Source organism: Burkholderia sp. Bp9016, from assembly GCF_003857765.1.
Lineage (GTDB): Bacteria > Pseudomonadota > Gammaproteobacteria > Burkholderiales > Burkholderiaceae > Burkholderia.
This window is the reverse complement of record NZ_QTPY01000002.1, coordinates 295,481-318,246: the sequence shown is the minus strand read 5'-3', so window position 1 is coordinate 318,246 and position 22,766 is coordinate 295,481. Positions and strand designations below refer to the sequence as shown.

The window sequence follows — 22,766 nt, the reverse complement described above, 5'->3', positions numbered from 1 at the left end:
ACGCCCGCGGCCGTGCGCCGCTTTCCTGCCGGACTGCCCGACATGACGATGAAGATTGGCTGCGCGCCCTGCTGCTGGGGCGTCGACGACGTGAACAACCCGCACCTGCCGCCGTGGCGGCACGTGCTCGCCGAAGCCGCTCAGGCCGGCTACTCCGGCATCGAGCTCGGGCCCTACGGCTATATCCCGCTCGAGCTCGACGTGGTGAGCGCCGAACTCGAACGGCAACGGCTGAGCATGACCGCCGGCACGATTTTCGACGATCTCGTGTCGCCGGAGAACCTGCCGAACCTGCTGCGCCAGACGCGCGATATCTGCGCGCTGATCACGCGACTGCCGAAGCTGCCGACGCAGGACGGCCAGCGCTACGCGGCGCCGTATCTGGTCGTGATGGACTGGGGGCACGAGGAGCGCGACTACGCGGCCGGTCATCCCGAGCGCGCGCCGCGGCTGTCCGCCGGACGCTGGGAGCGGATGGTCGATCACATCCGGCAGATCGCCACCATCGCGCGCGACGAGTTCGGTGTGCGCGCGGTGATCCATCCGCATGCGGGCGGCTACATCGAGTTCGCGGACGAGATCGACCGGATCGTTGCCGATATCGGGGCCGACACGGCAGGCCTGTGTCTCGACACCGGCCACCTGTACTACTCGGGCATGGACCCGGAAACGTGGTTGCATCGCCATGCGGCACGGCTCGACTACGTGCATTTCAAGGACATCGACGCGGCCGTGTACGACGCGGTGATGGGCGAGCACATCGCGTTCTTCGCGGCGTGCGCGCGGGGCGTGATGTGCCCGATCGGCACCGGCGTGCTCGACTACCCGGCGATCCGCCGCGCGCTCGACGACATCGGCTATGCCGGCTACATCACGATCGAACAGGAACGCGATCCGCGCAACGCCGGCACGAGCCTGCGCGACGTCGCGGCGAGCCGCGCGTTTCTCGCGTCGGCCGGTTTCGCTTGAGCGACCGACCGTTTGGATCTCTGAACACCTGAACACCTGAACACCTGAACACCTGAATACCTGAATACCTGAATACGAACCGGGAACACGAACAATCATGATCGACGGACAGATTCTGCTGGGACATTCGATTCCCTGGGGCATGGTCGGCGGCGGCCTCGGCAGCCAGATCGGCTACAGCCACCGATCGGCTGCGCTGCGCGACGGCAGCTTCCGGCTGGTTGCCGGCGCGTTCGACATCGATGCCGAACGTGGCCGCCAGTTCGGCGTGAAGCTCGGCGTCGACGCCGCACGCTGCTATGCCGACTACCGGACGATGTTCGAGGCCGAGGCGAGCCGCGCGGACGGCATCCGCGCGGTATCGATCGCGACGCCGAACAACACGCACTTCGAGATCTGCCGCGCCGCGCTGAACGCCGGGCTGCACGTGGTCTGCGAGAAGCCGCTGTGCTTCACGACCGAGGAGGCCGAAACGTTGCAGCGTCTGTCGGTCGAGAAGAACCGGATCGTCGGCGTCGCATACGGCTATTCCGGCCACCAGATGATCGAGCAGGCGCGCGAGATGATCGCGCGCGGCGATCTCGGCGAGATCCGCATCGTGCAGATGCAGTTCGCGCACGGTTTTCACAGCGAAGGCGTCGAGGCCGCGAGCGCGGCCGCGCGCTGGCGCGTCGATCCGAAGTTCGCGGGGCCGAGCTACGTGCTCGGCGACATCGGCACGCATCCGCTGTACATCTCGGAAGTGATGGCGCCGGCACTGAGGATCCGCCGGCTGATGTGTTCGCGGCAGAGCTTCGTGAAGAGCCGCGCACCGCTCGAGGACAACGCGTTCACGATCATGGAATACGACACCGGCGCGATCGGCTACGTATGGTCGAGCGCGGTGAACGCGGGCTCGATGCACGGGCAGAAGGTGCGCGTGATCGGCTCGAAGGCGAGCGTCGAATGGTGGGACGAGCATCCGAACCAGTTGCGTTACGAGATCCAGGGGCAGCCCGCGCAGGTGCTCGATCGCGGGATGGGTTATCTGCATCCGGATGCGTTGCGCGAGGATCGCATCGGCGCCGGGCATCCGGAAGGGCTGTTCGAGGCGTGGTCGAATCTCTATGCACGCTTCGCGCTCGCGATGGATGCGGCCGATCGCGGCGACGCCGAAGCGCTGAAGCACATCCGCTTTCCGGACGTCCATGCGGGCGTCGAGGGCGTGCGCTGGGTCGAGAACTGCGTGCGTTCGGCCGACGCCGGCGGCGTATGGATCGACTATCGTTGAGCATCGCAGGCTGGCGCGGCGCGTCGATTGCCCGGCGCCGGCCTCGGTAAACGCCCTGATCTTTACGGCGTTGCAAGGCCGTTGGACAATCGTTTCAGCACTGCTGTGGAGCGTGTGCAGGTGATGATCGAGCGCGTGGGAGCGAGCGTGCGGCACGGGCCGTGCCGCAAACGTGATTAAATTCGCCCTTCATGCATGTTTCCAGGTGAGTCCCGGGCCGCGTCGGTCAGCACCGCGCGCGCATCGGGGCCGTCAACTTCGCGCCATCCGATGAGTTCATCCGAGAAACCACCCGCCACCGTCGAGCAATTCCTGCAGCATCTGACGCAGGAGTACGACGGCCTCAGCAATCGCCTGAAGGTGATTGCGCGTCACGTGGAAACCCATCGGGACCAGCTTGGGCTGGAAGGCATCCAGTCGCTCGCGGAGGCGTGCGGCGTCCAGCCGTCGGCCGTTGTGCGTTTCGCGAAGCACTTCGGCTTCTCCGGCTTCTCCGAAATGCAGCGGCTGTTCCGCGAAGGGCTCGCGCAGCAGATCGCGCCGGGCCGCGCGTACAACCTGCGGCTGCGCGACGTGATCGAATCGGGTTCGTCGAGCCTGCAGCCCGAGCAGATCGCCGACGAATTCATCAAGGGCAGCATTGCCGGGATGCAGCAGTTGCGGCAGACGCTCGACTCGCAGGCGCTCGCGCAGGCCGTCGACCTGCTCGCCGACACGCAGGCGATCTGGATCGCGGGCTCGCGCCGCGCGTTTCCGATCGCCGTCTATCTCGACTACGCGCTGCAGCACACCGACAAGCGCATCGGGCTGTTCAGCGCGCTCGGCAGCATGCATCTCGGGCAGATCCGCTCGGTGCGTGAAGGCGACGTGATGATCGTGATTTCGTTCATGCCGTATGCGGAAGAGACCGTGCAGGTCGCGCAGCAGGCCGTGCAGCGCGGCGCGCGCCTGATCGCGATCACGGACAGCCGGATGAGCCCGCTCGCGCGCGAGGCCGAGGTGACGCTCATGGTGCAGGAAAGCGCGACGTTCGGATTCCGCGCGCTGACCGCGACGATGGGCCTCGCGCAGAGCCTGTTCGTCGCGCTCGCGTACCGGCTCGAGCTGTCGTACCTGCCGACGGCCGACGGCGCGCACGGCACCAAGACCAACTGAATCTGCACGTTGATGCCGACCTGGATGCGGCACGTGCATGCACACGCGATACCGCGGTTGCTCGCGAGCAGGCGACGCCGTTGCCGAACTCGTGCGCGTCGATCGGGTCGAGCGCTTCGCCGACGTCCTTCGCGCGCGCGGCCGAGCGCAGGTCCGAAGGACGCTTTCTTGCCGATGCGCATGTCGGGCGGTACGGGATCGAACAGCGTGCCGCCGGTGAGGAAGCCTTCCTCGCGGCCCGGCCCGGCCCGCGCGGGCGGGCCCGTGCTGCGGTAAAATTGCCGCTTCCTCCCGCGCCCTGTGTGGCGCGTCATTCGAAGGTCGACAGCCGATGCAGATTCACAAGGAAGTGGACGCGCGCGGGCTCAATTGCCCGTTGCCGATCCTGCGCGCCAAGAAAGCGCTCGCCGATATGGAGAGCGGGCAGATCCTCAAGGTGCTCGCGACCGATCCCGGCTCGCAGCGCGATTTCGCCGCGTTCGCGAAGCAGACGGGCAACGAGATCGTCGAAGTGACGACCCAGGACAAAACCTTCGTGTTCCTGATGCGCCGCCGCTGACGGCCCGCATCACGCGTCTCGTGCGGCACCCGGCCGGCCTCGATGCCGGCCGTGCTTCGGAAGCCCCGGCCGCCTCTGACAATTCTTAAACCTCGTTGTGCAACCTGCTGCGTATACTGACCCGGCCGGTCGTCCGTACTTGACGGATGCGCCGGCCACGGTGCGTCATATGGGGCGGGCTCGGGGGCCATGCCTGACGCTGCCGTCGTACAAACGGGGAGAGGACATGTCCTTCAGACCAGGGACCATTCGAAGTCCGTCCGCAGCGGAATGTATTGCGCCCGCAGGCGCGGCGGGGTTGAGCCGGATCGAGCTCGACCCGCAACGGGATCGCCACGCGCGTGCCGCGCTGGAGGCGTATGCCGATTCGGCGGCGGCCGAGATGCCGTGGCTGGCCGAATCGCTCGACGAGCGGTTGCGCGACGCCGCGCAGCATGACGGCTCGGGCTTCACTTATTGCAATGCGACAGTCGAGCGTGTGCTCGATCTCGCGCAGGCATGGGCGGCAAGCCAGCCCGACTATACGGCGGCGGCATGGGAGCGCGTGCGTGCCCAGTTGGCGCGCATGCTGACGCAGCCGGCACCGCGCCAGCCCGCGTTGCGGCGGCGCGCAGCGACCGGCGATCTGGCCGAGCCGGTGGCCGGCATGGCCGGTGCGGACTAGGCGAGCGATCGCGCAACGGAAGGATTATTCGAAGGAAGTGCCGTAGTACGCGCAATTTCTTGGCGAATTTCATACTACTATGATGAAATCGCCGGTTCGTCCGTGCCCCGTTTTTGAGATATTTTGCCGGGGACGCCGTATCGCGCCCGTTGCGCGGCGGCAAACGACGGCTCCCGGCCGATGTCGGAAGCTGCGCGCATGTCGCGCGGCGCGTGGAGTGTGCGGGGCTGTTACAGGACGAATCGATTTCGATTTGCGGGGTGCTATGAGAATTGCTGTACTGGATGACGATCCGGCCCAGACGGATTTCGTCAGTCAAACGCTGACGGCCGCCGGCCACACATGCTATGCGTTCAAGGAAGGCAAGGCCCTGAAGAAGCGTCTGCAACGCGAGACGTTCGATCTGCTGGTGCTCGACTGGAACGTGCCGGACATGTCCGGCGAGGAAGTGCTCAAGTGGGTGCGCGCCAACCAGACCGAGCACAGCCTGCCGATCATCTTCATGACGAGCCGTGACGACGAGGCGGGGATCACGCAGATCCTGAACGCCGGCGCCGACGATTACGTGGTCAAGCCCGTATCGGGCCCGATCCTGCGCGCCCGCATCGGCTCGCTGCTGCGCCGTGCATATCCGGTCAACGCCGAGGCGACTGTGCGCGAATTCGACCAGTTCCGATTCGACGTGAACCTGAAGCAGGCCTACGTCGGCGACAAGGCTGTGAGTCTCACGCAAAAGGAATTCGAGCTCGCGCTGCTGCTGTTCCAGCACCTCGACCGGCCGCTGTCGCGCGCACACATCCTCGACCTCGTATGGAAGCAGGCGACCGACATTCCGTCGCGCACGATGGATACCCACATTTCGATGCTGCGCACGAAGCTCGGCCTGCGCCCGGAGAACGGCTATCGCCTCGCGCCGATCTACGGCTACGGCTACCGGCTCGAACGGGTCGGCCAGGGGGAACCGGAGTGACCACGCGAATCACGCAGCGCACGGCCGCCGTGCGCACGGCGGCGCTGCGCGCGGCTTGCACGGTTGCGTTTGCGTTCGCGGCACCGCATGCCGGCGCGCAGCCGCCCGCTGCCGCGGGCAAGATGGTCGTCTACCGCACGCATGCCGGCGACACGCTGTACGACGTCGCCGCGCGCTACCTGCAAGGTCCGGGCGACTGGCAACTGCTGCAGCAGATCAATGGCGTGCCCGCGCCGAAGCACCTGCAGCCGGGCGTCGAGCTGAAGCTGCCCGCCGCCCGGCTGCGCAAGGAAAAGCTGACCGCGCGCGTCGTCGCGGTGCAGGGCACGGCCGAACGCGCGTCCGGCGACACCTACGCGCCGCTCGCCGACGATGCGACGCTCGCCGAAGGCGACCGCGTGCGCACGGGCCCGAACGGGTTCCTGACGCTCGAACTGGCCGACGGCACGCACATGAGCCTGCCGCCCGACAGCCAGCTCGACCTGAAGACATTGCGCCGCACCGTGCTGACCGGCACGCTCGACCGCGAGTTCGAGCTCACGCGCGGCTCGGTCGACAGCGAAGTCACGCATTTGAAGAAACGCGACGACCGCTTCCAGATTCGGTCGCCGTCGGTCGTGGCCGGCGTGCGCGGCACGCGGTTCCGCGTGAACTACGACGCGTCCGGCAACGAGTCGACGCGCGTCGAAGTGCTCGACGGCACCGTCGGCGTCGCGGGCAAGCGGCAGCCGGACCTGACGCTCGTGCATGCGAACTTCGGCAGCGTCGCGACGTCGTCCGGTGCGGTCGGCGCGCCGGTCCAGCTGCTGCCGGCGCCGGCGCTCGCGCATCCCGACAAGGTGCAGGACGAGCCCGACGTATCGTTCGAGGTCGCGCCGCTGGCCGATGCGCACGCGTATCGGCTGCAACTCGCGCACGACGCGGGGATGCTCGACCTGTTCCGCGAAACCCGCACCGATTCGCCGCGCGCGGTGTTCCGCGACGTGCCGAACGGCACGTATTTCGTGCGGGTCGCCGCGATCGACGCCAACGGCCTCGAAGGCATGCCGCGCACCTACGCGTTCGAGCGGCGCCAGATGGGGCTCGACGCGAGTGCATCGCCCGGCGCCGCCGGCTACGAATTCCGCTGGTCGCCGAACGGTTCGGGCAAGGATGCGCGCTACCGGTTCGTGCTGTCGCGCTCGAAAGATCTGAGCGCGCCGGTCGTCGACCAGGTCGGCCTGCAGGCGCGCAAGATCACGATCGCGCACCTGCCGCCCGGCGACTACTACTGGGCGGTGACGGTGGAGGAGTTCGAAGGCGGCAAGTTCTATCAGAAGACGAGTCCGGTCGGCGCGTTCACGTTGTCGCGCTGATCGGCGACGCATGAAACCCGACTCCGTTTCTCCGCGGCGGCGCCTCGGCCGCCGCTTTCTGATCGAATGGATCGCGATCGGCTGTCTGGGAGTCGCGGTGATTCTCGGCTGCGCGCTTGGCCGGATGTCGTCGAGCGTCGACGGGCTGATCTACGATCGGCTGCTGATGCTGCGCAGCCTGCCGCTGTCGCCCGACGTCGTCGTGGTCGATATCGACAACCAGAGCGTGTCGGCGCTCGGCCGCTGGCCGTGGCCGCGCAGCATTCACGCGCGGCTGCTCGACACGCTGGCGCGCGCGCAGCCTGCGGCCGTCGTCTATGACGTGCTGTTTACCGAGCCGTCTGCCGAAGATCGCACGTTCGCGGAGGCGATGTCCCGCGTGCCGACCTTCCTGCCCGTGCTGCTGAGTCCCGAACAGGCGGACGGCACGCGCACCGTCGATCCGCCGGTGGCGGAGCTCGCGGCGCGCGCGACGGGGCTCGGTCACATCAATCTCGAGGTCGATCCCGACGGCATCGTGCGCAGCGTCGCGCTGTTCGAAAGCGACGGCCGCGTGCGCTGGCCGCAGCTGATGGTGCCGGTATACCGTGCGATCGGGGCCGGCAGGCTGCATCCCGTCGGCGGTGCACCGGGTCCGAACGCGCACGACCTGTCGCGCGATGCGACGGGCGAAGGCCGTTACCTGATTCCGTTCAGCCGCAATACGCCGGCGTATCCGACGCTGTCGTTCGACGACGTGCTGGAAGGGCGCGTGAAGCCCGATGCGCTGCGCGGCAAGATCGTCGTCGTCGGCGTGACGGCGTCCGGGCTTTACGATCGCTTCGCGACGCCTGTGTCCGGCGATTTCGGCCCGCTCGCCGGCGTGTACATCCATGCAAACGTGCTCGACATGCTGACGACCGGCAGCGCGATCTCGCCCGCGTCGCGCGCGGGGATCTTTGCCGCGTCGCTGCTGCCGCTCGCCGTGCTGCTCGGCGGTTTCCTGATGCTGTCGCCATGGCGCGCGCTGCTGCTCACGCTCAGCCTGGCCGTGCTGGCCGTGGTCGCGAGCATGGCGTTGCTGTTCGAGGCGCGTGTGTGGCTGTCGCCCGCGCCCGCGATCTTCGGGCTGATCGCCGTGTATCCGATCTGGAACTGGCGTCGCCTCGAGATGACGATGTCGTACCTGCGCCGCGAACTGCAGCGACTCGCCGACGAGCCGCATCTGCTGCCCGAGGCGCCGCGCACGCGCAGCGTCGGCGGCGACGTGCTGGAACGCCAGATGGCGCTGATGGCGCAGGCCGCGCAGCGCGTGCAGGACATGAAGCGCTTCGTATGGGACAGCCTCGACAGCATGCCCGAGCCGATCTTCGTCACCGATCTGGCCGGTACGGTCCTGATCGCGAACCATGCGGCCAAGCGCTACGGGTCGCGGCTCGCGCTGCCGTTGCCGGAAGGCCGGCCGCTGCGTGCGGCGCTCGGCGAGCTGACCTTCATGAAGACCGTCGACGGCAATCCCGAGCACGACGCCGCGATCCGCGAGCACTGGCCGGCCGCGCTCGACCCGACTCTCGAGGCGGAACACGATGCGATGGCGCGCGGCATCGAGGTGCGCGATCGCGACGGGCTCGACCATCTGTTACGCTACGCCGCATGTACGAACGCGCAGGGCCGCGTGACGGGCTGGATTGCCGGCCTCGTCGACGTGACGGAGCTGCACGCGGCCGAGCGCCAGCGCGAGGAGGCGCTGAACCTGCTGTCGCACGACATGCGCTCGCCGCAGTCGTCGATCCTTGCGCTGGTCGAGATCGAGCGCGATCGCGTCGAATCGGACGAGATGCGCGGGCTGCTCGCGCGGATCGAGCGTTATGCGCATCGCGCGCTGTCGCTCGCCGACGAGTTCGTGCAGCTGGCGCGTGCGGAGTCGCAGGCGTACCAGCTCGAAGCGACGAGCCTCGTGGACGTGCTGATCGATGCGAGCGACGAGGTCTGGCCGCAGGCGCAGGCCAAGCGCATCCGTATCGATACCGATGTCGGCGCCGACATGTGCTGGATGCGCGCCGACCGCTCGCTGATCACGCGCGCGTTCGTCAACGTGTTGAACAATGCGGTCAAATACAGCCCGTCCGACACCGTGATCACGTGTACGCTGACGGTTGAGCACGCATCGAAGCGGATGTTCTGTACGATTCGCGATCAGGGGTACGGCATCGCGCCGGAAGATCAGCGGCATCTGTTCGAGCGTTTCAAGCGATTCCATGCCGGCGAGCGGCCCGAGATTTCGGGTTCCGGCCTCGGCATGGCGTTCGTGAAGACGGTCGTTACGCGCCACGGCGGCAGCGTGACGGTCGACAGCGAAGTGGGGGTGGGCACCGCGGTGACGGTGTCGCTGCCCGCGATCGACGAGCCGTCCGCCTGACAGGGCCGGGCACGACGGCAGCATTTGGGGAAAGTCATGAGAAAGGAATGGGCAGCGACCGCGCTGGCGGCGTCGCTGTTGACGGGTTGCGCTGGCGTCACGACCGGCGTGAGCGCGCTCGGGCAGCCGAATGCGTTCGCATCCGGTGCGCACGGTTACGATTTCGTCCGCACGGCTGCTCAGGCCGGCGATCCCGAATACGGGCGGATCGAGACGCTCGTGCGCGATGAACTCGCGCGCCGCGGCTTCGACGCGCAGTCGACGAAGGACGCGCGCTACCGGCTGTCGATCGCCTATGCCACGCAACCGGCGTCGGTCGCGGCCACCGCCGAGCGCTGCGGTGCCGCGAGCAGTGCGTGCGTGACCGTCGACGGGCCGGCGCCGTTCGCATTGCCGTTCGCGGGCAAGGTGTATCGCCACGTGCTGACGCTGCGCTTCGTCGATGCGAAGTCGGGCGCTGACGTCTACCGCGTGTCGGCGTCGCTGCGCGACCGCGACCCGGGCACGCAGGAGGCCGCGCCAACGCTCGTGAAGAGCGCGCTCGCGAAGGTGCCGTTCGAGCCGGGCAACGGCTGGCTGGTCAAGACGAAAAAAGACGACGCGGGCGCAATGCCGGGCGTCGTCTCGGTGAAGCCTGCCGTCGCGCACTGACGCGGCGACCGTAGCAGGAAGGAAGGGCACGCTCGCCGCGCGGGCGAGGCCGGCCCGTACCGCGTTCAGGCGGCCGGATGCCCGTTGCCGCGCGTGCGCAGGTACGTGTCGAACTCGGTGCCGACTTCCGGATGGCGCAGCGCGAATTCGACCGTCGCCTTCAGATAGCCGAGCTTGCTGCCGCAGTCGTAGCGCGTGCCTTGATACTTGTAGGCCAGCACCTGTTCGTCGGCGAGCAGCGCCTGGATCGCGTCGGTGAGCTGCAGCTCGCCGCCCGCACCCGGCTTCAGCGCGCGCAGGTGTTCGAAGATCCGCGGCTTGAGCACGTAACGGCCGACCACGCCGAGGTTCGACGGCGCGACTTCCGGCGCGGGTTTCTCGACGATCGCCGACATCTTGACGATCGACTCTTCCCACTCCTTGCCGTCGACGATCCCGTACGACTTCGTTTCCGACGGCGGAATCTCTTCCACGCCGATCACCGAGCTGTGATAGTGGTCGAACACGTCGACCATCTGCTTCATCACGGGCGGATTGCCGTCGAGCAGGTCGTCGGCGAGGATCACCGCGAACGGGTTGTCGGCCACGAGCTTTTCCGCGCACAGCACCGCATGGCCGAGGCCCAGCGCTTCGGGCTGACGCACGTAGAAGCAGTCGACGTGGCTCGGCTTGATGCTGCGCACGAGCTCGAGCAGCTTCTCCTTGCCGCGCGCCTCGAGTTCGGCCTCGACCTCGTACGACTTGTCGAAGTGATCCTCGATCGCGCGCTTGCTGCGCCCGGTCACGAAGATCATCTCGGTGATGCCCGCGGCGATCGCTTCCTCGACCGCATACTGGATCAGCGGTTTATCGACGACCGGCAGCATTTCCTTCGGGCTCGCCTTCGTTGCCGGCAGGAACCGCGTGCCGAGGCCGGCAACGGGGAATACCGCCTTGGTGACTTTCAACATGATCGAACCTTTATTCCTGTAATCGGCTTGTCAGACAGTCCATGTTCACGTCCGCATTATAGTGAACGCAAACGACCTTACCGTTTGTTACGCAGGCAACCGATCGAGTTGCGCGCGCAGCTTGTCGAGCGTGCTCTGGAAGTCGGCGACGCGCTTTTGCTCCTGTTCGACCACGGCCGGCGGCGCTTTCGCGACGAAAGCCTCGTTGCCGAGCTTCGCATTGCACTTCGCGATCTCGCCGGTGAGGCGCGCGATTTCCTTCGACAGGCGCTCGCGTTCGGCCGCGACGTCGATCTCGACCTTCAGCACCAGCTTGTTCGGGCCGACGATCGCGATCGGTGCGCCGTGCGCTTCCTTGTCGAGCGTCGCTTCGTCCGCGAGGATCTGCACTTCCGACAGGCGGGCGAGGGCCTGAACGTACGGCGCGAACGAGCGCAGGCGCTCGGCATCGCCGGCCGCGAGCAGCGGCACCTTGGTTGCCGGCGACAGGTTCATCTCGCCGCGCAGGTTGCGGCATGCGTCGACGATCGCCTTCAGGTCGGCCGCCCACTGCTCGGACGCCTCGTCGATCTTCTGCAGGTTCGCGACCGGGTACGCCTGCGTCATCAGCGACGCTTCGCCTTCCGCCTTGCCTTGCGGATAACGGCCGGCGAGCGGCGCGACCTTCTGCCAGAGCGCTTCGGTGATGAACGGGATGATCGGGTGCGCGAGGCGCAGCACCGTTTCCAGCACGCGCAGCAGCGTGCGGCGCGTGGCGCGCTGCTGTTCCGGCGTGCCGTTCTGGATCTGCACCTTCGCGAGTTCGAGGTACCAGTCGCAGTACTCGTCCCACACGAACTTGTAGATGCTGGTCGCGATGTTGTCGAAGCGGTAATCGGCGAAGCCCTTCGCGATGTCGGCTTCCGTGCGCTGCAGCAGCGACACGATCCAGCGATCGGCCGCCGAGAAGTCGAGGTAGCCGCCCGGGCCGCAGTCGCCCGCGCCGCACACCTCCGGCTTGTCGCTGCCGCAGTCGTGGCCTTCGCAGTTCATCAGCACGAAGCGCGTCGCGTTCCACAGCTTGTTGCAGAAGTTGCGATAGCCTTCGCAGCGCGCGAGGTCGAAGTTCACGTTGCGGCCGAGCGTCGCCATCGACGCCATCGTGAAGCGCAGCGCATCGGCGCCGAACGCGGGAATGCCGTCCGGGAATTCCTTGCGCGTCTTCTTCTCGATCGTCGCCGCCTGCTTCGGGTTCATCAGGCCGGTGGTGCGCTTCGCGACCAGCGTCTCGAGGTCGACACCGTCAACGATGTCGATCGGATCGAGCGTGTTGCCCTTGCTCTTCGACATCTTCTGGCCTTCGGCGTCGCGCACGAGGCCGTGCATGTACACGGTGTGGAACGGCACCTTGCCCGTGAAGTGCGTCGTCATCATCACCATCCGGGCGACCCAGAAGAAGATGATGTCGAAGCCGGTGACGAGCACCGACGACGGCAGGAAGTGCTTCAGTTCGGGCGTCTCGTTCGGCCAGCCGAGCGACGAAAACGGCACGAGCGCCGACGAGAACCACGTGTCGAGCACGTCTTCGTCACGCTTGAGCGCGCCCGCGTAGCCTTGCGCGTCGGCCTTCGCACGGGCGTCTTCTTCGCTGCGCGCGACGAACACCTCGCCGTTCTCGCCGTACCACGCGGGAATCTGGTGGCCCCACCACAGCTGGCGCGAGATGCACCAGTCCTGGATGTTCTCGAGCCACTGGTAGTAGGTGGTCGTCCAGTTTTCCGGCACGAACCTGATCTGGCCGTCGCGCACGACGTCGAGCGATACCTCGGTGATCGACTTGCCCGGATGGAACGTGCCTTCCGGTGCCGGCTTCGTCATCGCGACGAACCACTGGTCGGTCAGCAGCGGCTCGATCACGACGCCCGTGCGGTCGCCGCGCGGCACCATCAGCTTGTGCGGCTTCACGGAGTCGAGGAAGCCCTGCGCATCGAGGTCGGCGACGATCGCCTTGCGCGCGTCGAAGCGGTCGAGGCCGCGGTACTGCTCGGGGCCGTTGTCGTTGATCTTCGCGTCGAGCGTCAGGATCTCGATCGGCACGAGCTTGTGGCGCAGGCCGACCTGGTAGTCGTTGAAGTCGTGCGCGGGCGTGACCTTCACGACGCCCGTGCCGAATTCGCGGTCGACGTAGTCGTCGGCGATCACCGGGATCTCGCGGCCCGTCAGCGGCAGTGTGACCAGCTTGCCGATCAGGTGCGCGTAGCGTTCGTCCTCCGGGTGGACCATCAGCGCGACGTCGCCGAGCATCGTCTCCGGACGCGTCGTCGCAACCGTCAGCGAGCCCGAACCGTCGACGAGCGGATAGCGGATGTGCCACAGGTGGCCGTTTTCCTCTTCGCTCACCACTTCGAGGTCCGACACCGCGGTGAGCAGCACCGGATCCCAGTTCACGAGGCGCTTGCCGCGGTAGATCAGGCCCTGTTCATGGAGCGTGACGAACACGTCGCGCACGGCGGCCGACATCTTGTCGTCCATCGTGAAATATTCGCGCGACCAGTCGGTCGACGCGCCGAGACGGCGCACCTGGCCGGTGATCGTCGAGCCGGACTTCTGCTTCCACTCCCAGACGCGCTCGACGAACTTCTCGCGGCCGAGGTCGTGGCGCGACACGCCCTGCGCATCGAGCTGGCGCTCGACGACGATCTGCGTCGCGATCCCCGCGTGGTCGGTGCCGGGCACCCACAGCGTGTTCTCGCCGAGCATCCGGTGGTAGCGGGCGAGGCCGTCCATGATCGTCTGGTTGAACGCGTGGCCCATGTGCAGCGTGCCGGTGACGTTCGGCGGCGGCAGCTGGATCGCGAAATCGGGGCGCGCCGGGTCGAATGCCGGGGCGGTGTAGCCGCGTTTTTCCCACTCCGGCCCCCATTGGGACTCGATGGTGTGGGGTTCGAAACTCTTCGCAAGCGTGCTGTCGCTCATGGTTGGAAATCTGCCGAAAAATGCGTGAATTGGATGCCGAATCCGACGATTATAAATGGATGCACATCGGCCAGCCATCGCCCGGCCCGAGCGGGCCCGTCGCGATGCGGTTCGACCGCGACGGCCGCACGGCTGCGGCGCCGGCCGAACGGATCGGAAACGGCGGCGCGCGGCCGACTTATAATGGCGGGTCCGCATTTTTTCTCGCACGTCCGCTGCCGCTCCATGCCCGATCTGCTCGCCAATCTGAACCCTGAACAATACGCTGCCGTCACGTTGCCGAACGAACCGGCGCTGATCCTTGCGGGGGCGGGCAGCGGCAAGACCCGCGTGCTGATCACGCGCATCGCGTGGCTGATCCAGCAGGGCTATGCGTCGCCGCCCACCGTGCTCGCCGTCACCTTCACGAACAAGGCCGCGCGCGAGATGATGGCGCGCCTGTCGGCGATGATGCCGATCGACACGCGCGGGATGTGGATCGGCACGTTCCACGGGCTGTGCAACCGGATGCTGCGCGCGCACTACCGCGACGCCGGCCTGCCGCAAACCTTCCAGATCCTCGACACGGCCGATCAGTTGTCCGCGATCAAGCGGCTGATGAAGGCGGCGAACGTCGACGACGAGAAGTATCCGCCGAAGAACGTCCAGTACTTCATCAACAACGCGAAGGAGCAGGGGCTGCGTCCCGACAAGGTCGACGCTTCCGACAACTTCAACCGCAAGTTCGTCGAGCTGTACCAGGCGTACGATCAGCAGTGCCAGCGCGAGGGCGTCGTCGACTTTCCCGAGCTGCTGCTGCGCTGCTACGAGCTGCTCGCGTACAACGCGCCGCTGCGCGCGCACTACCAGGCGCGCTTCAAGCACATCCTCGTCGACGAGTTTCAGGACACCAACAAGCTGCAGTACGCGTGGCTCAAGATGCTCGCGGGCGGCCAGAACGCGATCTTCGCGGTCGGCGACGACGACCAGTCGATCTACGCGTTCCGTGGTGCGAACGTCGGCAACATGCGCGACTTCGAAGACGAATTCCGCGTGCGCAACCTGATCAAGCTCGAGCAGAATTACCGGTCGCACGGCAACATCCTCGACGCGGCGAACCAGTTGATCTCGAACAACTCGCACCGCCTCGGCAAGAACCTGCGCACCGACGCGGGCCACGGCGAGCCCGTGCGCGTGTACGAGGCGAGCACCGATTCGCAGGAAGCGGGCTGGATCGTCGAGGAGATCCGCTCGCTGATCAACACCGGAATGTCGCGCAGCGAAGTCGCCGTTCTGTATCGCAGCAACGCGCAGTCGCGCGCGATCGAGCACACGCTGATGACGTCGGGCATTCCGTACCGCGTGTACGGCGGCCTGCGCTTCTTCGAGCGCCAGGAAGTCAAGCATGCGCTCGCGTACCTGCGCCTGATCGACAACCCGAACGACGACACCGCGTTCGTGCGCGTCGTGAACTTCCCGACGCGCGGGATCGGTGCGCGCTCGATCGAGCAGCTCGCGGACGCCGCGCGCCTGTACGACTGCGCGATGGCCGCCGCGATTCCGTACGTGACGGGCAAGGCCGGCTCGAGCCTCGGCGCGTTCGCGACGCTGATCGCGAAGATGCGCGCCGAGACGCAGCAGATGAGCCTGCCGGAGACCGTCGAATACGTGGTGCGCGCAAGCGGCCTCGCCGATTTCTACCAGGGCGAGCGCGAAGGCCAGGACCGCCTCGAGAACTTGCAGGAACTCGTGAATGCGGCCACCGCGTTCGTCAGCGAGCAAGGTTACGGGCTCGACGTGCCGGCCCGCTCGATTCCGCTGCGCGCGGGCGCGATCGCGGCGCCGGAGCTCGGCACGGACGCGAGCGATCCGTCGGTCGACGTGCTCGACCCGGCACCGCTCGGCGATCCCGCCCAGAACCCCGACACGATGACGCCGCTCGCGGGCTTCCTGTCGCACGCGTCGCTGGAAGCCGGCGACAACCAGGCGCAGGCCGGCCAGGACGCCGTGCAGCTGATGACGGTGCACGCGGCGAAGGGTCTCGAATTCTCCGCCGTGTTCATCACCGGCCTCGAAGAGGGATTGTTCCCGCACGAGAACAGCGTGCTCGAATCGGACGGCCTGGAGGAAGAGCGCCGGCTGATGTACGTCGCGATCACGCGCGCGAAGGAGCGGCTCTACCTGTCGTTCGCACAGAGCCGGATGCTGCACGGCCAGACGCGCTACAACGTGCGCTCGCGCTTTTTCGACGAGTTGCCGGAGCACGTGCTGAAGTGGCTGACGCCGAAGGTCGAGGCCGGCTCGCGCTGGGGCGGCCGCTCGGACAACGCCGGCTGGGGGCGCGACTGGTTCTCGCGGCCGGGCGGCGGCAATCGCGAGCAGATCGTCGACGCGGCGGTGTCCGCGCCGCTGCCGGCGTTCGCGAACAAGCAGCGTGCGGCCGACACCGGTTTCCGGGTCGGCCAGCAGGTGTTCCATACCAAGTTCGGCGAAGGCACCGTCACCGCGCTCGAAGGCAACGGCGCCGATGCGAAGGCGCAGGTGAAGTTCAAGCGGCACGGCGAGAAGTGGCTCGCGCTCGCAGTCGCGAAACTGCAGGCGGTGGAATGACGGGCCTCGACATGGTTGAAACGGTTTCGACGCACCCGCTCGGTATCCTGGCCGCGCTGCCCGAGGAACTCGGCGACCTGATCGCCGCGATGCGCGCCGAGGGCGCGATGCAGACCGTCACGCTCGGTCGCCGCGATTACCACGTCGGCACCGTGCACGGCGCGGCCTGCGTCGTCACGCTCGCACGGGTCGGCAAGGTCGCGGCCGCCGCGACGGTCAGCGCGCTGATCCACGTATTCGGCGTGTCGGGCGTCGTGTTCACCGGCGTTGCCGGCGGCGTGTCGCGCACGGTGCGGGTCGGCGACGTCGTCGTGGCCGATATGCTGCTGCAGCACGATCTCGACGCGTCGCCGCTGTTTCCGCGCTACGAAGTGCCGCTGCTCGGCATCACGCGGTTCGCGACCGACGCGGCACTCACGGCTCGCCTGAAGGCCGCGTGCACGCTGTTCGTCGCGGAAGAGGGCGAGCAGTTCGCCGAGCGTTTCGGTCTGGCCGGCGCGACGCTGCATGGCGGGCTGATCATCAGCGGCGACCGCTTCGTGTCGAGCGAGCACGAAGTCGTCACGCTGCGCGAGGCGCTGCCGGATGCGCTCGCGGTCGAGATGGAAGGCGCGGCAATCGCACAGGTGTGCGCCGAGCACGACGTGCCGTTCGCGCTGGTGCGCACGATTTCCGATACGGCCGACGATCATGCGACGCAGTCGTTCTCGCACTTCCTGTCGGCGATCGCGAGCAGCTATTCGTCCGGCATCCTCAAGCGGTTCCTGACGCTGCATGCGACGACGGCGGCCTGAAGCCGCCGTCGTACTTTCTCTTCGAGCCGATCGACCGGCCGCGGCGCGCACGCCGCGGCCGCTTCGTCATGCCTTCTTGCGCCGGCTGCTTTCGAGGTTCGGCAGGAACACCGTCAGCACGCCGATCAGCGGCAGGAACGAGCACACCTTGTAGACGAACGTGATGCTCGTCGCGTCCGCGAGCTGGCCGAGCACGGCCGCACCAACGCCGCCCAGCCCGAACGCGAAGCCGAAGAACAGGCCCGCGACCATCCCGACCTTGCCGGGCATCAGCTCCGTCGCATAGACGAGGATCGCGGCGAACGCCGACGCCAGCACGACGCCGATGATCACGGAGAGCACGCTCGTCCAGAACAGGTTCGCGTACGGCAGCAGCATCGTGAACGGCGCGACACCGAGGATCGACACCCAGATCACGTACTTGCGGCCGATCCGGTCGCCGACCGGGCCGCCGATCAGCGTGCCTGCCGCCACGGCCGCGAGGAACACGAACAGGTGGATTTGCGCAGCCTGCACCGACAGGTGGAACTTGTCGATCAGATAGAACGTGAAATAGCTGTTGATGCTCGCGAGGTAGAAGTACTTCGAGAACACCAGCAGCACCAGCACGCCGATCGCGGCGAGCACGCGGCCCTGCGACAGCGTCGGGTGGCCGGCCGGCGCGGCCTTCTTCTTCATCGACGGATGCTTCTTGTACCAGTGGCCGATCTGCGTGAGCACGACCATCGCGACCAGCGCGGCCGCCGAGAACCACGCGATGCTGTGCTGGCCGTGCGGAATGATCACCAGCGCGGCGAGCAGCGGCCCGAGCGCGGAGCCGGCGTTGCCGCCGACCTGGAACAGCGACTGCGCGAGCCCGTGCTGGCCGCCCGACGCCATCCGCGCGACCCGTGACGATTCCGGGTGGAACACCGACGAGCCGCAGCCGACGAGCGCCGCCGCCACCAGCAGCGTCGGGAAGTTCTGCGCGGCCGACATCAGCAGCAGCCCCGCGAGCGTGAAGCCCATCCCGACCGGCAGCGAATACGGCTTCGGGCGCTTGTCGGTATAGAGGCCGATGAGCGGCTGCAGCAGCGACGCGGTGATCTGGTAGGTCAGCGTGATCAGGCCGATCTGCGCGAACGACAGCGCGAACTGGCTCTTGAGCATCGGATAGATCGCGAGGATCAACGACTGGATCATGTCGTTGAGCATGTGCGAGAAGCTGATCGCGCCGAGCACCGGATAAACGGTGCGCGGGGCGGGTGGAGCAGACGGCTGGGCCGCGGCGGGAGCGCCGACGGTGCCCGTATCGAGGCTGGTTTCCATGTGAGCTGAGCGAGTTGAGGTGGCGGGACGCGCTCTGATGGGGATCGGCGCGTTTGAATCGTTGTTGCGTCAAAGAAGTGTAATGTGGCGCATCGAGAATGTCAGGCCAACTTTTATCGCAATTCGGACATCGCCTGCGGGCAGAAGCATGCCGATCGGCCATCGTTCCCTTTTTTGTCCGGATATAACGCTGGGGCGCGTCCTGCCGGCAGCAGGGCGCCACCACGGGCGGATGGGTGTTTGCCCGGACTCAAGGAACACCGACGGCGGCCGTAGAACGGGACAACGGCAACACGGGCGCGCCGCGCCGGGATCGGCCACGAGCCGGACCGCCGGCCGCCGGAACCGACCTTTCCGGCGGCGTGATCAATACGGGGACATATCGATGAAAGCAGCATCATTGCATCCACAGCCAGGTGCGGCCGGCGTTGCCGCCGACGCAACCGCGAAGCCCGCCGCACGGCGTGCGCGCGCGGCGCGGCGCGAACGCCGGCCGTGGACCGTCAAGGCGACGTTGCGCGCCGCGTTCGCGATCCTGCTGGCCGGCACGCTCGCGATCGGCGTGTTTTCGCTGTGGCAGATCAGCCGGCTGAACGCATCGATCGCGTCGGTCTACGAGCAGGGGCATGTCGCGAGCCGCGCGGCGGAGGAGGTGCGTGCCGAGGTGCTGCGCGCGAGTCGTGCGCAGAAGATGCTGCTGACCGCGACGACCGCGCGGGAGCGCGACGAACTGGGCGCCGAGGTCGGCGCGGGACTGACGTCGATCGGCAAGGCGCTCGGCACGCTGCAGCGTTATGCCGATCCGGCCGACGCGGGCGATTCCACGCGCTTGCGCGCATTCTCGACGGCGGTCGGCACGTGGAGCGGTCATCTGCGCGACTTCGTCGCGCTCGTGCAGGCGCAGCCGCTCGACCTGTCGCAGATGAACTGGCAGGTCGGCACGCAGGACGTGTCGCTGCTGGTCGAGACCGGCAAGCTCGAAAAGCTCGTCGCCGAGCTCGTGAAGACGCGCGGCGCCAAGTCGAAGGCGACGCTCGATGCGTCCGCGACGATCTTCTCGTCGTCGTTCGCGATGATCGCGGCAATGACGGCCGCGCTGATCGTGCTCGCGATCGCGATCGCCGAACGGGTCGTGCGCCGCCTCGCGTCGCAGCTCGGCGGCGAGCCCGCGTACGCGAAGGCGATTGCCGCCGACATCGCGCGCGGCGACCTCACGCGGTCGATCGCGCTCGACCGGCACGACCGCGACAGCATGGTGCGCGCGCTGGCCGACATGCAGACCGGGCTGGCCGCGACCGTGCGCGAGATCGCCGTCAGCGCCGAGGCGATCGCGGCTGCGTCCGGCGAGATTTCGACCGGCAACCTCGACCTGTCGCGACGCACCGAGCAGCAGGCCGTCGCGCTTGAGCGCACCGCGGCCAGCATGGAGGAACTCACGTCCACCGTGCGTCAGAATGCCGAGAACGCGCGGCAGGCGAGTGCGCTCGCGGCCAATGCGTCGGCCGTCGCGGAGGCGGGCGGCGCGGTCGTCGGGCGCGTGGTCGCGACGATGAGCGAGATCGACGACAGCGCGAAGAACATTCGCGACATCATCGGCACGATCGAAGGCATTGCGTTCCAGACCAACATTCTCGCGTTGAACGCGGCGGTCGAGGCGGCGCGGGCGGGCGAACAGGGGCGCGGGTTCTCGGTGGTCGCGGGCGAGGTGCGGCTGCTCGCGCAGCGAGCGGCGACCGCGGCGAAGGAGATTCGCTCGCTGATCGGCGCGTCGGTCGAGCGCGTCGCAAACGGTGCGACGCTCGCGCACGATGCGGGCCGCACGATGGGCGACGTGGTGCGCGCCGTGAAGCGCGTGACCGACATCATCGGCGAGATTTCCGCGGCGTCGGACGAGCAGAGCGCCGGGATCGAAGAGATCGGCCGCGCGGTCACGCAGATGGACGCCGGCACGCAGCAGAACGCGGCACTCGTCGAACAGGCTGCTGCCGCCGCGAACGCGCTCGACGAGCAGGCGCAGGCGCTCAAGTCGCTGGTCGGGCGTTTTCACGTCGCGGCCTGAGTTTCACCCCGTCGCGGCCGGGCCGGCTGCGACCCGCGCAGGCTGTCGGGTTGTTGTCGATTGGTGACAAACCCGGCTGCCGCTCCACGCGCTATCCCTTACAATTCGCCTCCATACGAGTAGGGGGCCAGAACCCGCCGTGCGCGCGCACCGGCACGTCGAGCGGGTCATAACAATGACAACGACGATTTACTTCATCGGGTATCTCGGCATGCTCGCGTGCGCCGCGATCGGCATGCGCGCGCGCGTCGCCGCCTGGCGATGGCTCGCGGCCGGCATTGCACCGGCTGCCACGTTTGCCGTGCTGCGCGGCCGCACCGGGACCGACACCGCGATCTACCAGGACATCATCGCCGGCATCTGGAGCGGCAACCTGAAGGTCGTGCCGCGCACGCTCGAACCGGGCTTCGTCTGGCTCGTACGCGCACTCGAATGGCTCGGTCACGATCCGCGCGTCGCGACGGCGATCCTGTCGCTGCTGATCGTAATCGCGTGCGTCGCCGCGTTCGGCCGCAGCACCGAGGACGCGTGCGTATTCGCCACGCTGATCTTTCCGCTGTTCTTCTACGACATGGCGATGAGCGGCCTGCGCTACGGGTTCGCGTTCTGCGCGGCGAAGCTCGCGTCGGACGCGTGGTCGCGCCGGTGGCGCGGCCAATCGATCGCGTTCGCGGTGGCGGCGGCCGGCATGCATGTGTCGGCGGCGCTGCTGGTCGTGCTGCTGCAGATCGGACGACTGCGCCTGCTGCGCTATGCGGGGCTGGCCGTTGCGATCGGCGGTGTGTTGTTCGCGATGCATCACGACGCGCTGCTCGCGAAGGTCGGTCTCTACGCGGCGTTCACGCCGCCCGCGCAGATGTCGGGCAGTGCACCGTTCGTGCTGGCGTTGCTGACGCTCGCGACCGGCTGGATGCTGCTCGCGCGCATGCCGCGCACCCTGGTGTTCCTGTTCGTCTGCGAGATCGCGAGCTTCGCGCTCGCGCGCATGAGCTACGCGGGGCTGCGTTTCCAGTGGCTCGTGCTGTTCGCGATGGGCTGCCAGTTCGTGCCGCTGCAGCGCGCGCCGGGCGTGCGGCGCGGCCACGTGATCGTCTCGCTGGTCGTGATCGGCGCAATCGGCTTCGCGATGCGACTGCGCAACATGCTCGGCGAATACGGGCTCGGCCCGTCGCCGTTCCTGCCTTACCGGTTCTTCTGGGAATGATGCAGCCGGGCGGGGCGCCGCCCGGCGCGAAACGTCATTACAATTTCTTCTGCTTGTCCGGATCGATGATGACCGTGCAGGTCGTGCCCGCCGACAGCACCACGTCGGCCGGCACTTCGTCGATCTTGATGCGCACCGGCACCCGCTGCGCGAGGCGCACCCAGTTGAAGGTCGGGTTCACGTCGGCGACGAGATCGCGGCTTTGCGGGTTGTCGCGATCGTAGATGCCGCGCGAGATGCTTTCGACGTGGCCCTTCATCACGCCGCCGCTCATCAGCCGCATTTCGGCCGGTGCGCCGACCTTCACGCGCGGCAGCTTGGTTTCCTCGAAGTAGCCGTAGACCCAGAACGAATGGCTGTCGACGATCGCGAGTTTCGCCTGGCCGGCCACCGCGTAGTTGCCCTTGAACGTCTGCAGGTTCGTGATGTAGCCGTCGACCGGCGCGACCACGCGCGTGCGTTCGAGATTGAGCTTCGCGGCGTCGAGCGCGGCGATGGCCTGCTGGTACTGCGCATCCGCGCTCGATGCGCTGTGCGCCGCGTTCTCGCGGTTTTCCTTCGACACGACGAGCGCATCGAGGTCCGCGCGACGGGCGGCGTCGTCGCGGCGCATCTGCAGTTCCGCACGGCGGGCGGCAACCGCCGCCTGCGCCTGCTCGACCGCGATCTGATAGTGCGACGGGTCGATCTGCATGATCAGGTCGCCCTTTTTAACAAGCTGGTTGTCATGCACGGGCAGATCGACTATCGCGCCTGACACGTCCGGCGCGACGTTGACGATCTCGGCACGGACGCGCCCGTCGCGCGTCCACGGATCGTCCATGTAGTGCACCCACAGCGAGCGCCCGATCAGGATCGCGACGAGAAGGATGACGGCGGTCGCGACGAAGCCGAAGAGTTTTCTGAGAATCATGGT

At 67.4% G+C, this 22,766-nt stretch carries 17 protein-coding genes; 13 read left to right on the top strand and 4 right to left on the bottom strand.

Annotated elements, in window-relative coordinates:
- Positions 1 to 42: 42 nt before the first annotated feature.
- The 9 genes from DIE13_RS03900 to DIE13_RS03860 all read left to right on the top strand — a co-directional run bounded on the left by DIE13_RS03900 (position 43) and on the right by DIE13_RS03860 (position 9,991).
- Positions 43 to 969 (top strand): TIM barrel protein, encoded by a 927-nt coding sequence (locus DIE13_RS03900; protein ID WP_124825900.1) that lies wholly within the window; start codon positions 43 to 45, stop codon positions 967 to 969.
- Between the two features lie 97 nt (positions 970 to 1,066).
- The gene (locus DIE13_RS03895; RefSeq protein ID WP_124825899.1) at positions 1,067 to 2,239 is read left to right on the top strand and encodes a Gfo/Idh/MocA family protein; all 1,173 of its coding nucleotides are present in this window, start codon (positions 1,067 to 1,069) and stop codon (positions 2,237 to 2,239) included.
- A 270-nt stretch (positions 2,240 to 2,509) separates the two neighbouring features.
- Entirely contained in the window at positions 2,510 to 3,394 is an 885-nt protein-coding gene (locus DIE13_RS03890) for a MurR/RpiR family transcriptional regulator (RefSeq protein WP_124825898.1), read from the top strand.
- 331 nt (positions 3,395 to 3,725) lie between these two features.
- Positions 3,726 to 3,953, top strand: a complete 228-nt coding sequence (locus tag DIE13_RS03885) for a sulfurtransferase TusA family protein (RefSeq protein ID WP_006753156.1) — start codon at positions 3,726 to 3,728, stop codon at positions 3,951 to 3,953.
- Between the two features lie 226 nt (positions 3,954 to 4,179).
- Complete coding sequence (locus DIE13_RS03880; RefSeq protein ID WP_124825897.1) at positions 4,180 to 4,617, top strand: peptidase; 438 nt, start codon at positions 4,180 to 4,182, stop codon at positions 4,615 to 4,617.
- Between the two features lie 265 nt (positions 4,618 to 4,882).
- Entirely contained in the window at positions 4,883 to 5,587 is a 705-nt protein-coding gene (locus tag DIE13_RS03875; RefSeq protein ID WP_006402120.1) for a response regulator transcription factor, read from the top strand.
- On the top strand, positions 5,584 to 6,942 hold the full coding sequence (locus DIE13_RS03870; protein WP_124825896.1) for a FecR domain-containing protein: 1,359 nt from the start codon (positions 5,584 to 5,586) through the stop codon (positions 6,940 to 6,942). Before DIE13_RS03875 ends, DIE13_RS03870 begins: the two co-directional genes overlap by 4 nt.
- A 10-nt stretch (positions 6,943 to 6,952) precedes the next feature.
- Positions 6,953 to 9,340: a CHASE2 domain-containing protein gene (locus DIE13_RS03865; protein ID WP_124825895.1), complete on the top strand. Its 2,388-nt coding sequence runs from the start codon at positions 6,953 to 6,955 to the stop codon at positions 9,338 to 9,340.
- A gap of 36 nt (positions 9,341 to 9,376) precedes the next feature.
- Positions 9,377 to 9,991, top strand: a complete 615-nt coding sequence (locus tag DIE13_RS03860; RefSeq protein WP_124825894.1) for a DUF4136 domain-containing protein — start codon at positions 9,377 to 9,379, stop codon at positions 9,989 to 9,991.
- A 65-nt stretch (positions 9,992 to 10,056) separates the two neighbouring features.
- Here DIE13_RS03860 and galU read toward each other — a convergent pair whose 3' ends face one another.
- Together galU and DIE13_RS03850 are read right to left on the bottom strand one after the other, a co-directional pair.
- A complete protein-coding gene (galU, locus tag DIE13_RS03855; RefSeq protein WP_124825893.1) occupies positions 10,057 to 10,941 on the bottom strand; it encodes a UTP--glucose-1-phosphate uridylyltransferase GalU in 885 nt (294 codons plus the stop codon).
- An 87-nt stretch (positions 10,942 to 11,028) separates the two neighbouring features.
- Complete coding sequence (locus DIE13_RS03850; protein ID WP_124825988.1) at positions 11,029 to 13,896, bottom strand: valine--tRNA ligase; 2,868 nt, start codon at positions 13,894 to 13,896, stop codon at positions 11,029 to 11,031.
- Between the two features lie 225 nt (positions 13,897 to 14,121).
- On the opposite strand from DIE13_RS03850, the gene DIE13_RS03840 reads away from it, so the two are divergent.
- Complete coding sequence (locus DIE13_RS03840) at positions 14,122 to 16,485, top strand: UvrD-helicase domain-containing protein (protein ID WP_124825892.1); 2,364 nt, start codon at positions 14,122 to 14,124, stop codon at positions 16,483 to 16,485.
- A complete protein-coding gene (locus tag DIE13_RS03835) occupies positions 16,482 to 17,279 on the top strand; it encodes a 5'-methylthioadenosine/adenosylhomocysteine nucleosidase (RefSeq protein WP_124825891.1) in 798 nt (265 codons plus the stop codon). Before DIE13_RS03840 ends, DIE13_RS03835 begins: the two co-directional genes overlap by 4 nt.
- A 66-nt stretch (positions 17,280 to 17,345) precedes the next feature.
- Here the strand turns inward: DIE13_RS03835 and DIE13_RS03830 are convergent, their stop codons facing one another.
- Complete coding sequence (locus DIE13_RS03830) at positions 17,346 to 18,587, bottom strand: MFS transporter (RefSeq protein WP_124825890.1); 1,242 nt, start codon at positions 18,585 to 18,587, stop codon at positions 17,346 to 17,348.
- 385 nt (positions 18,588 to 18,972) lie between these two features.
- Here DIE13_RS03830 and DIE13_RS03825 point away from each other — a divergent pair, with 385 nt between their 5' ends.
- Complete coding sequence (locus DIE13_RS03825; protein WP_124825889.1) at positions 18,973 to 20,646, top strand: methyl-accepting chemotaxis protein; 1,674 nt, start codon at positions 18,973 to 18,975, stop codon at positions 20,644 to 20,646.
- 175 nt (positions 20,647 to 20,821) lie between these two features.
- Positions 20,822 to 21,850: an EpsG family protein gene (locus tag DIE13_RS03820; RefSeq protein WP_124825888.1), complete on the top strand. Its 1,029-nt coding sequence runs from the start codon at positions 20,822 to 20,824 to the stop codon at positions 21,848 to 21,850.
- Positions 21,851 to 21,887: 37 nt separating this feature from the next.
- On the opposite strand, the gene DIE13_RS03815 is transcribed toward DIE13_RS03820, so the two are convergent.
- On the bottom strand, positions 21,888 to 22,763 hold the full coding sequence (locus tag DIE13_RS03815; protein ID WP_124825887.1) for an HlyD family secretion protein: 876 nt from the start codon (positions 22,761 to 22,763) through the stop codon (positions 21,888 to 21,890).
- Positions 22,764 to 22,766: the final 3 nt, after the last annotated feature.